Source organism: Ligilactobacillus equi DSM 15833 = JCM 10991 (assembly GCF_001435735.1).
Lineage (GTDB): Bacteria > Bacillota > Bacilli > Lactobacillales > Lactobacillaceae > Ligilactobacillus > Ligilactobacillus equi.
Genome location: NZ_AZFH01000087.1, coordinates 18,125 through 29,684, shown reverse-complemented (window position 1 = coordinate 29,684; position 11,560 = coordinate 18,125). Strand labels below are relative to the sequence as shown.

Genomic DNA, 11,560 nt, shown 5'->3' with positions numbered 1-11,560 from the left:
CAGTATACAGAGAGATTGCCCGATAATTAATACGGGGGTGTTATAGGGTGCTTACTGATAAAGAGTAACGTAAGCACGGCGTAATGACGTGTTAGGACCTAAAATATGACAGAAACACAAATAGCGGCACAACAGCTAATTTTAAAAAATTTAGCGTTGTGTCGCTTTTTAGTTTGGCGGCTTCAAATCAGTCGAGGGTACACTTCATTTGAGCCTCACGGCTCCAAGGTAAGCATGCCATGACATCCAGTGGTTCACGGAGTTGCACTTTTCGCATTAAAAATTGGAAATACTTCAATACATCCAGGCCATTAAGTTTAGCCGTTTGAACTAGAGTGTACATGACGGCGTTCGCTTCAGCACCATCTCTTGATTTCGCAAATAAGCTATTTTTCCTAATTAAAGTAGAGGGTCGTATAGCTTGCTCAACAGGGTTATTAGTTAGTGGCATATACGGATTCTTGAATATTGCCTCTAAGCGTGATCGCTGCTTATTTGCGTGGTTAATTGCCTTTTTTAAAGCCCCCACAGCGGTTATCGAATTTAAATACTCGTAGAGAATGGTTATCTTCCCCTGATATTTCTGGCGATGTCGCAATTTATTTTCTGGAGTTCTTTCACTCTCTGGCTTTTTTAGAAAACTACGTTCACTTTTAAAGATACTCCGGAAAATTCGGACCACTACCTTAGCTTTTGAATTTTTCATTCCTTTTAAAGCTTTAATTATATTGACAAAAGGACGCCGAATATGCACTACGCATGTACCGAATTCTATATTCGGATACCGGTCAGAATTGTATGCTCTGTGTCCGTCACACATGATACCAACCGCGAAGTCATTGTTAATAATTTCCGCAATATTATTTGAACCTCTAGTATCTGAGTATCGAAAGTAAGCTACGTCATGCTTTGAAAACTCTTGGGTAGTCCTTAGAGCCCAGAAAAATGACATTTGTCTCTCTTCAACCTCAAGAACTTTGAACGGTGTTTCATCCATATGAATAACTTTTTCATCCATGATGCATTCTCTAAGCTTGTCATATAGAGGCTGTAAGTAGTTGAGCGCAACCTTAATAATAGCGGACGACATTTGTTTGGTATCAAGCGGTAATCCGTAGGATCGCCAAATAATCTGCTGCCGACGGGTTGGTAAGGCCAATTCATATTTATAATGCAAAATCATTGCCATGACGCTACCAGAAATGTAGCTGTGCGCAAATAAAGGTCGGGACGGAGTCCCACCATGAATGATTTTATCATTACCTTTAGGATGGCAAGAATTACATTTATAAGACTCTTCATAATGATTATGACACACTATCTCGGCTGGTTGAATGTGGGTTTCTCTATAGGAGAGAGTTACACCAATTTTCTGCATCTCTTCCCCACACTCTGAACATACTGTAGATTCAGGCTTATGAGTAATGTCACATTGTTTAAGTTTATCAAGCATTCTCTGCCTAGAACTATCATTTGATGGTGTGACTTTTGCTCGATGATGAATAACCTTAGTCTCGGTGTAAGCTTCTTGGACAACTTTGTTGTCATCACTTGAGTTTTCCTCATAATCAAATAAAGTTAGCTGATTTTTATTTATGACTTCCGTTTTTTTTCCAAAACGTTGGCCACGCATCAGCTTGATTTGCTCTTCAAGATGCTCATTGTCTTCGAGAAGACTTTTGATAATCTCTAAGGCTTCTTCAAGTGTTTGAGGCTCCTTTACTGTTTTACTTGACATATGTTATTCACCACCTTTCCTGTTAATATATTCGATTGTATCAAAATAGACCACCAAATAGTAGAGGAATTAGTAAAAACTTCCCCTTGGCGCAGGTCGAATTAGCTTTTTAGGTAGTGGGTTTAGGCCTTCTAAAAGCCAGTCAATTTGTTGAGCAGTAAGCTCCTTAGTTTCTTGGCTGTCTCGTGGCCACTGAAGTCGGCCATTTTCAAAGCGTTTATACAGAAGGGTAAAACCTTCACCGTCCCAGTATAAACCTTTGAAACGGTCATTTCTGTTTCCACAAAATAAGAATAATGAGTCTTCAAAAACGTCTAGGTCATAATTTTCAGACACTAGGATCGCAAGGCTATCAATTCCTTTACGTAAGTCAGTTTTTCCGCATACTACGTACAAATGCTTTGGCGCATGATAATTAATCAACATTGTTATTCACCACCTTCAGTAATTCCCTTGATAATTCTAAACTTGCACCATCAAATAATGTAATACGCATTCCTCTAATTCTAATTTCAGCTACTTTTTGTGTACTTTTTGGGCCAATAAACTTTTTAGATGCCTTAGGTTTAAAGTTAACTGGTACGATTTCATTTTTTTCTTCCATGTTAAAAATACCTCCTGTACTATTTGCTCTATGCACCTAGTATAGGAGGTATTCTTACCGAGTTAAATATGCGGTTGTTGAGCTGTGCTTACAGAGTAACACTTAGCAATGTATTGGGGAATTTTGATTGTAGGGGGTAGAATTTATGTTAAGTGATTATGTCGAATTAATGATTAGACGTGAAGTTTTAATCCTTGAAACAATCAACGTAGAATAAAAGTTTTCTTATGATATGCTCTGTGAAGATATTGGGATTCAGCGCTACCAATTATTAGAAATACTAGCTGATTTACGCGATAATTATCAGCTAAGTTTTGGGGTTCAAGATGATGTTGTACATCTGCAAACAGAATATTATAAGGTAGAAGAAATTGCGAAGCAGCTTTATAATTCGTCTTTATTTTTCCGTTGTTTACGGCAATTGTTATTGAATCGCCGGAAAAAGAATATGACGCAAATTAGTAAAGAACTGATGATTTCGCAGTCTACCGGTTATCGCTTAATGAAAAAAATTAAGCAAGCGCTCAGTAACTATGGCCTAGAAGTTGTTAGAGGGATAGTTGTTGGTGATGAAATGAAGATGCGCATGCTAATTGCCATTTTGGAATCCAAGTATGGTTTGGAAATTTATCACTATGATAAGCATGATTACCGTTGGATTTATGACTGGATCACTCAGGCTAATGGTGGTTTGGACCGACAAAATGTATTGGATAATCCGCGTCAATGGAGCTATTTTGAAAAGTTGGTTATCATCGGAATCATCCGTGAACACAAGGGATATCCTTTAGTAGAATCACCGGTTTTTCAAAGGGATATCGGTACCCAAAAGTGGTGGCTGAGTGACTATATTCGGGATGAAATTAATAAGTATGTGGACTTCTCTCAACTTAGCTTAAATAGCGAAGTAACTTTTATTAATTATTTGGCTGGGGTGATGGTCATTACTAAGACGATGTTTTTCCATAGTAAATTTACTGCGGAAAGTCGTCAAAAATTGTACGATTATGCTTTTTCAAGTTCACATTATCGTAGACTTAAAGCCAATTTAGAAACCACTTTTAAGACTGACTTTTACAACAGTGATATCTTGCGTCATCTTTTATTTGATATTTACCGGGAAAACTTGTTTGATCAGTATCTTTTCCGTGAAGAACGTGAATTTGAAACTTACTTTGCCCAACGTGATCAAGAGGTACACCCGTTATTATATCGGTTAGTTAAGCAAGTTTTTAAGCGAAGTTTCACGACGCCTGTGCCAGATGTTTATTTGCGCAAGGTTGCCATGGTCTTACAAGGTTACTTTATGGAACAGTTAGATTTACGTTGTCCCATCAATATTTTAGAAAATGGCCACACGATTTATGAAACGCTGAAGTCTGATATGGCTTTATCAGGGGACGCCTATGAAATTTGCAAGATTGTTCCTAACCAAGCCACGATGACGACTTTAACGGCGCAAGGTAACCAGTTGATTATCGTCACACCTGATTTTTGGGAATATCTTGACCAATTCAGTCTTGGACCAAATACAGTTGTAATCCGAATGGTCAAAAGCCAGACTTTAGCTATGATGTGAGAGGTTTATCAACGATTTTTAGAGGTGCTCTTACGGCAATTTGATACTCAAATTACAATATTCTTAGGAAGGTGATGGTATGTTAAATGATTATATAAATCCCGTAACTAACCGGCGGGTATTGCTTGTGGAGATTTTAAATCGCAAGGCCAAGCGTACTTATCAGGAACTGGCTCGGGATTTAAAAATCCGAAAGTACCAAGTAATCGAAGTAATTAACGGCCTTCGGGAACACTATGGGTTAGAGGTGGATATGACGCGCAGGGAAGTTACCGCTAAGATGACCACGGCGCAGATGTGCGAGATTCGTGCGCGGATTTATAATGATGATAACCTTATGCGCTATTTACAGCTGTTTTTAAAAAATGAAGGTAAGATTTCCATGGTGGCCATGGAGATGCAGCTCAACATTTCGCAATCCATGGCCTATAAGCTACGACATAAAGCTAATAAAGTTTTGGCGAGTTATGATTTAGTCCTAACTGAGAAGGGCTTGACTGGTTCGGAGTTAAATCTGCGGCTTTTGATTGCCCTGTTAGAAATTAAGTTTCAGGTTCCGATTTATACTGATTACCGTACTGAAGAAAAATTGGCACTTGCGAAGTTTATCGTCCAAACCAACCCACGTTTAGATGTTGATTCTTTGATGGCTAACCAAGCTTACTGGCAATACTTTGAACGCTTAGTGGCGATTGGTAAACGGCGGGCGTAATATGATAGGGAAATTAAGGTTTCTGATCAGCTATTTTTGGCACTGGAAAAAGATGAACTTTACCAGCGTTTCCAAAAAGACTTGCAGCAAAGTGAGTATTTCCATCAACCAGGTTATGTGCTTTGTCCGGGGACGGTTTGCTACTTGTTGTACGTGTATCTCTTAACGGATAATCCTCTTTATGGGTCTTTAGGGGATGATAATCCAGAAATTATTACCCGCTTTTATGGCTATTTATTACGGAATCCTAATTACCAAGCACTAGATCAGCTCTTGAGGGAAAAATATCAGGTGCAACCAGATGTGAGCTTGCAAATGAATATTTTAGAGCTTTATGCTGAAACTTTAGCGGGCGGAGACCGTTTCCATCTGGAAAGTTGTCTGGAGACAGAAGCTAACGAAAAAATGGATATCTACCCACCGCTTAAGCACGCGATTTGCCAAGACCTGGAGCACTGCCTGAATTACCGCGTACAAAAGCCGGTCTGTCGGAGTTTTGCCCTGAACTTGCAAAATTATTATTTACGCCATCTTAAGTTAGGTTGTCGGATTGTCATCGCTGATGATAGCCCACTTTTATATGAATCAGTTGCGAAGCTACAAGGCTATTTTATTGGTAAAAATGACCAACTTATTAGCTTTTCTCCGCGACAAAATAAGCTCTCAGAACTCCAAACGAAAGCACCGCAGATTATTTGTGCGGCGCCACGTGTATTTGAGCTCTTTAGGGGACGAGATTTTGGTCCTTATACGGAATTGTACTATATAGTTCCTAACCGGGCCTTGTATATTTTGCCTAAACTACGCAAGTACAAGTATGAGTCCGACCGCCGGCAACTGGCTTATGAGCTAGATAAAATTTTGGCGGTAGATTAATAAATATCAATTTAGCTGAATCCCAATCCTTGTAAGAAGGGTTGGGATTCTTTGCCCTGAGCTAGTTGTTTTAAATTCCCCTAAAAATTGATACAATAGGAGTTGAGACTGAAAAAGAAAGGATGGTATTCGTGACAACAAAAAAGATAGTCCTCTATGTGACCGGCGGAATTGCCGCCTACAAGGTTCCTTTATTAGCACGTGATTTAATTAAAAAGGGTTATCAGGTAAGAGTCGCCTTGACCCAAAATGCGCAAAAGTATGTGACGGTCGATACCATGCAAGTTTTAACCAAACAAGATGTTTATACTGACTTCACCTTGCAAAAAGTAGCATATGTTCCTCACGTACATTTAGCACAATGGGCAGACTTAGCGGTGGTAGTCCCCGCTACGGCTAATATTATCGCCAAAATGGCTCAGGGCTTAGCAGATGATTTTGTATCAACCACGCTCTTAGCGACGCCGGGTCCAATTCTGGTTGTACCAGCGATGAATGACCATATGTGGGAAAATCCTGCGACCCAACGCAACATTGCCCAACTAAAGGCTGATGGCAAGCGAGTCTTAGAACCCGCGCATGGTTTTTTAGCTGAAGGTTATGCTGCGAAAGGGCGGATGCCTGAACCGATAGAAATTAGCCAAGCTATTGACGAAAGTTTTCAATCACAAGACCTTCAGGAAAAACGGATTGTTATTACGGCTGGTGGTACCCAAGAAGATCTGGATCCAGTTCGTTACTTAACTAATAAATCCAGTGGTAAGATGGGTTACGCCTTAGCTCAAATCGCCCAAGCCCGTGGCGCGCACGTGACTTTGATTTCCGGACCAACAAACTTAACTCCCCCAACAGGGGTAGACTTTCAGCCCGTACGGACGGCTCAAGAGATGCAAGTCAAGGTCAATCAAGTCTATGCCCAAGCTGATGTGGTGATTATGGCGGCGGCGGTGGCCGACTATTTACCAGTGCAAACCGCGTCGCAAAAGATTAAAAAGAACCAGGATGTCTGGCACTTAGAACTCAAAAAAAATGTTGATATCCTCCAAGGTCTCGGTCAAGCGAAGACCCACCAATTCTTGGTCGGTTTTGCGGCCGAAACCCAAGATTTAATCGCAAATGGGCAAAAAAAGCTGGCGAAAAAGAACCTTGATTTGTTAGTGGCTAACGATGTGAGTCGCAGTGATATTGGTTTTAATAGTGATCAAAATGAAGTTACATTCTTAGCGTCTCAGCAAGCACCTCGCAAGATTAACAAGGCCCAAAAGCACCAAATTGCCCAAGCCATTCTCGATGAAATTAAAGCCCGGCAAGGCTGGTAAAGGGGGAATTAGATGTCCAAGTTATATGCCTTAGTGATTGTTGATGTTCCCGCCATGCAGACCAACCATCCATATACTTACCTAGTACCAAAGCAACTGCATGACCAAGTGGCCGTCGGTAAAAGGGTGATTGTCGGCTTTGGGAAAGGTGATCGTCACGTCCAAGGTTTTATTGTTGACCTTAGGGAAGACTTACCGACGCAAGCGGGGGTGACGCTTAAAGAAGTTCAAGAAGTCTTGGACCTGGAACCTGTAATTACGCAGGAAGGTCTCCAACTGGCCGACTGGCTAGCAGACCATACTTTTGCCTTTAAAATTCGTTGTTTGCAGGTCCTCTTACCCAATGCTCTCAAAGCTGCCTACAGCAAAACGCTCAAACGGCTCCAACCTTTAGATGACCCGCAAATTGACGCACTTTTTGGTCAAAGTGATGAAATTGACCTGGCTCAGCTCCCAGCCCAGTTTCAAAACCAAATTATCCATTACCGGCACCAGGGTAAGGTTGAAATAATCTATCACGTCAAAGATAAGGTTGCCAAAAAGCAGGTGCCAGCCTTTAAGTTGCTCCTCACTCCTGAGCAGTTAGACCAAGTGTCCGTGTCACCACGTGCGACAAAACAACTAGCCATGCGCGACTATCTCAAGACGCTTGAGTCTACTAAGCTTTACCTGCAAAAACCAGCTCAAGCAGCGAGTGGTTTGACAAGTGCGGACTTTCGTACTGCGGCGAAGAAGGGCTGGCTTGAGCAAAGTCAAGTGGAACAATACCGTGATCCCTATGCTGATAAAAACATCACCGCAACGAAGCCTTTAGAACTTACTCCTGACCAAAATTTCGCAGTCAAGTCCGTTCAGGCCCACATCGACCAAAAAGATAACCGCACTTTCCTCTTACAAGGGGTTACGGGTTCGGGAAAGACAGAAGTTTACCTCCAGATGATGGCCTATGCCTTAAAGCAAGGCCGTCAAGCGCTCATGTTGGTGCCGGAAATTTCTTTAACTCCGCAAATGATGCGCCGGGTCAAAGGTCGTTTTGGTGACTTAGTGGCGGTTATGCACAGTGGGCTTTCCGCCGGGGAACGCTATGACGAATGGCGCCGCATTGAAAGAAAGGAAGCCCGAGTGGTGATTGGTGCGCGTTCAGCTATCTTTGCCCCGTTAGATAACATTGGGATTATCATCATGGATGAAGAACATGAAGCTAGTTACAAGCAAGACGAAATGCCCCGTTACCACGCTCGGGATGTGGCATTATGGCGGGCGCGGTACCACCACTGCCCGGTTGTACTGGGTTCGGCGACCCCTAGCCTGGAGTCCCGCGCGCGGGCGATGAAAAATGTCTACACTTGGCTAACCTTACCTAAGCGGGTCAATGGTCAAGCTTTACCAAAAGTTGAACTAATCGATATGCGTAATGAAGGAAAGTATGCACCGGTTCCGGATATTTCCAACACCATGTTAAATGCTATCAAGGACCGTCTTATTAAGGGTGAACAAACAGTGCTCTTGTTAAATCGCCGGGGGTATTCTTCATTTGTTATGTGTCGGGAGTGTGGCTACGTTCTCAAATGTCCTAATTGTGATGTTTCTTTGACCTTGCATATGGATAGCCACTCCATGCGCTGCCACTATTGTGGTCATGAAGAAGCAATTCCGCAAACTTGTGACTCCTGTCATAGTCGCAAGATTCGTTACTATGGTACGGGGACTCAAAAAGTTGAAGAACAACTCCAAGGCCTCCTCCCTACGGCGCGGATTATTCGCATGGATGTCGATACCACACGGAAAAAGGGCGCCCACGAACGGCTCTTGCAGGCCTTTGGTAACAAGGAAGCCGATATTCTTTTAGGCACGCAAATGATTGCTAAAGGGCTCGATTTTCCGGATGTAACTTTAGTCGGGGTTTTAAATGCGGATACGGCCTTAGACCTCCCAGATTTCCGTGCAAGTGAACGAACCTTCCAGCTTCTAACCCAGGTGGCTGGTCGTGCCGGCCGGGCTCAAAAGGCCGGTCAAGTTCTGATTCAGACCTATAACCCCCAACACTACGCCATCCAGCTCGCTAAGGGGCAAGACTATGAACGGTATTTTCAAACAGAGATGGGTTTCCGCCACCGGGTAGGCTACCCGCCTTATTATTATACAATTCAAATTACGGCCAGCTACGATAATGAAGCAGCGGCGGCTAAAAAGATGTTTACCATTGCGGGAGAATTAGGTAAAATTCTTAGTCCGCAAGCGCAAGTCTTAGGTCCTACGCCTAAAGCGATTATGCGCATTAAAAACCGTTACTATTACCAATTAGTGATTAAATATAAGCACGAACCATTATTAGAAGATTATCTCAAAGGGCTATTAATCCAAGCCCAAACAGAAGAAAAAAAAGGATTGAAACTGGTTATTGACCGGGATCCATTGAATTTTATTTAAGGACGTGAAATTATGACAAAAGTTGTATTTATGGGGACGCCCGCCTTTGCGGCACCCATTTTAGAAGGCATTATTGCCGCAGGTTACGAAGTTCAAGCCGTGATGACCCAGCCGGATCGTCCGGTCGGCCGCAAGCGGGTCTTAACACCTTCGCCTGTAAAAGAAGTAGCTTTAAAGCATGACATTGAAGTACTCCAACCCGAAAAACTGGCGGGCAGTGAGGAAATGCAAAGAGTAATTGACCTGGCTCCAGATTTGATTATCACAGCCGCTTTCGGCCAATTCCTCCCCACTAAGTTGCTTCAAGCCGCGAAAGTTGCCGCCATTAATGTCCACGGCTCGCTCTTACCTAAATACCGCGGCGGGGCGCCGGTGCAATACGCCATTATGAATGGGGAAAAGGAAACCGGGGTTACCATCATCTATATGGTTAAGAAAATGGATGCGGGTGACATGTTAGCCCAAGCCAAAATGCCGATTGAAAAAAACGACGATACCGGGACGATTTTCCAAAAGATGAGTCTTTTGGGGCGGGATACGCTCTTAGAACTCTTACCTAATCTCTTAGCCGGTAAGGTCCAAGGCCAAGCCCAAGATGAAAGCCAAGTGGTCTTTTCGCCTAATATCCAGCCGGAAGAAGAGATGTTGCATCTGGATTTAACGGCGGATCAAGTTGACTGGAAAGTCCGAGCTTTACGGCCCGCACCCGGGGCTTACTTTGCTGACTTCTTAGGGAAGCGGACGAAGCTTTGGAATGTGGATGTCTTAGCGCAAACCACCGACCTCCCTGCGGGTAGTGTCGTTGAAGTTACCAAGAAGAAATTAGTCTTAGCCGGGGCGCAAGGCACTTGTTATCAAATCAATGAACTCCAACCTGCCGGGAAGGCGAAAATGGCAATTAACGCCTACCTTAATGGGATGGGCAAGGGCCTTACAGTTGGCCAAATGGTGATTAATGATGAGCAATAAAATTAAGCACACACCACGTTATCTAGCCGTCCAACTCCTTGAAAAGGTTAGCCAACAAGGTTCCTATTCCAATTTGTCTTTAAACCAAACGATTCAAAAAGAACAGCTTTCTAAACCAGATAGTAATCTGTTGACGAATTTGGTCTACGGGGTTATTCAACACCGTTTGACCCTGGAATACTGGCTAACAGCCTTTGTCAAAAATCCTAAAAAGATGGCTCCTTGGGTTAAGGAACTCCTCTTATCCGCCATTTACCAAATGGAGTATCTCGATAAGATCCCTAACCGCGCAATTTTTAACGAAAGTATTGAAATTGCTAAGGTTAAAGGTCATGCAGGGACACGGAAGTTTGTCACTGGGGTGTTACATGCCATCGAACGGCAAGGGCTTGCCGACCTAAGTCAAATTTCAGATCCGCTGAAACGTCTTAGTATTCAAAGCTCCACGCCTGTCTGGTTGGTCCAAGAACTAACCAAACAAGTGGGGGCTAAGAAGGCGCAAAGTATCTTGGCGACTATCAATCAAGCTCCAGTTCAAGCTATTCGGATTAACCAGAAGCTTACTACGAAGGCCGCTCTGGAAGCGGCTTTGCCAGACTTCCAACTCGAAGCTAGTCCGGTGACGCCTTTAGCTTTGCGGGCGCAAGGGGGCTTTATTCCCGCCACCCAGGCTTTTCAGACGGGGGAAGTTTTCGTTCAAGATGAATCTGCTATGTTAGCGGTGGAATCGATGCAAGTCCAAGCAGACGACCAGGTCTTAGATGCTTGTGCTGCTCCGGGCGGTAAGACGACTCAAATTGCCATGAGCTTAACCACAGGGCAAGTGACGGCCTTAGACATTCATGCCCACAAGGTAAAACTCATCGAGGCCAACGCCAAGCGCGCCCAGGTCCAAGACCAAGTTCAGGCCTTGCAATTAGATGCGCGGAAGGTTCAAGACAAGTTCCCGGCAGCTAGTTTTGACAAAATCTTGGTTGATGCGCCCTGTTCTGGAATTGGTCTGTTACGGAGAAAGCCAGAAATCAAGTATACTAAGAAATTGCAAGATTCCGAAAATCTCGCTAAAATCCAAAAGGATATTTTAGACCAAGTTGCCCCAACCTTAAAACCAGGCGGAGTTCTAACCTACAGTACTTGTACGATCTTAAACCAAGAAAACCAAGGGGTAATTGATGCCTTCTTAAAGGATCACCCGGACTTTGAACAAGTCAAAACTCAAACGCAAAACCAACTTAAAGCAGACCGCGATGAATTAGGCCTGACGATTTATCCGGATGATTATCTCTCTGATGGTTTCTTTATCGCGACGCTAAGAAAGAAGTGAGGTAAGGCT

10 protein-coding genes are annotated in these 11,560 nt (G+C 43.2%); 7 read left to right on the top strand and 3 right to left on the bottom strand.

The window, feature by feature from the left end:
* Positions 1-187 precede the first annotated feature (187 nt).
* The 3 genes from tnpC to FC36_RS06665 all read right to left on the bottom strand — a co-directional run bounded on the left by tnpC (position 188) and on the right by FC36_RS06665 (position 2,342).
* Complete coding sequence (gene tnpC / locus FC36_RS06675) at positions 188-1,738, bottom strand: IS66 family transposase (protein WP_025020908.1); 1,551 nt, start codon at positions 1,736-1,738, stop codon at positions 188-190.
* Positions 1,739-1,807: 69 nt separating this feature from the next.
* Positions 1,808-2,164, bottom strand: coding sequence for an IS66 family insertion sequence element accessory protein TnpB (gene tnpB, locus FC36_RS06670; protein WP_025020907.1), 357 nt, complete (start codon positions 2,162-2,164; stop codon positions 1,808-1,810).
* The gene (locus FC36_RS06665; RefSeq protein WP_025020906.1) at positions 2,154-2,342 is read right to left on the bottom strand and encodes a hypothetical protein; all 189 of its coding nucleotides are present in this window, start codon (positions 2,340-2,342) and stop codon (positions 2,154-2,156) included. Before FC36_RS06665 ends, tnpB begins: the two co-directional genes overlap by 11 nt.
* A gap of 232 nt (positions 2,343-2,574) precedes the next feature.
* Between FC36_RS06665 and FC36_RS06660 the strand changes: the two genes are divergently transcribed.
* The 7 genes from FC36_RS06660 to rsmB all read left to right on the top strand — a co-directional run bounded on the left by FC36_RS06660 (position 2,575) and on the right by rsmB (position 11,551).
* Entirely contained in the window at positions 2,575-3,921 is a 1,347-nt protein-coding gene (locus tag FC36_RS06660; protein ID WP_025020905.1) for a helix-turn-helix domain-containing protein, read from the top strand.
* Between the two features lie 79 nt (positions 3,922-4,000).
* On the top strand, positions 4,001-4,633 hold the full coding sequence (locus FC36_RS06655; RefSeq protein WP_025020904.1) for a helix-turn-helix domain-containing protein: 633 nt from the start codon (positions 4,001-4,003) through the stop codon (positions 4,631-4,633).
* A 36-nt stretch (positions 4,634-4,669) separates the two neighbouring features.
* On the top strand, positions 4,670-5,509 hold the full coding sequence (locus FC36_RS06650) for a hypothetical protein (protein WP_025020903.1): 840 nt from the start codon (positions 4,670-4,672) through the stop codon (positions 5,507-5,509).
* A gap of 131 nt (positions 5,510-5,640) precedes the next feature.
* Positions 5,641-6,828 (top strand): bifunctional phosphopantothenoylcysteine decarboxylase/phosphopantothenate--cysteine ligase CoaBC, encoded by a 1,188-nt coding sequence (coaBC, locus tag FC36_RS06645; RefSeq protein ID WP_025020902.1) that lies wholly within the window; start codon positions 5,641-5,643, stop codon positions 6,826-6,828.
* Between the two features lie 12 nt (positions 6,829-6,840).
* Entirely contained in the window at positions 6,841-9,258 is a 2,418-nt protein-coding gene (gene priA / locus FC36_RS06640; RefSeq protein ID WP_056986793.1) for a primosomal protein N', read from the top strand.
* A gap of 12 nt (positions 9,259-9,270) precedes the next feature.
* The gene (gene fmt, locus FC36_RS06635; RefSeq protein WP_025020901.1) at positions 9,271-10,227 is read left to right on the top strand and encodes a methionyl-tRNA formyltransferase; all 957 of its coding nucleotides are present in this window, start codon (positions 9,271-9,273) and stop codon (positions 10,225-10,227) included.
* Positions 10,217-11,551, top strand: coding sequence for a 16S rRNA (cytosine(967)-C(5))-methyltransferase RsmB (gene rsmB / locus FC36_RS06630; protein ID WP_025020900.1), 1,335 nt, complete (start codon positions 10,217-10,219; stop codon positions 11,549-11,551). Before fmt ends, rsmB begins: the two co-directional genes overlap by 11 nt.
* Positions 11,552-11,560 lie beyond the last annotated feature (9 nt).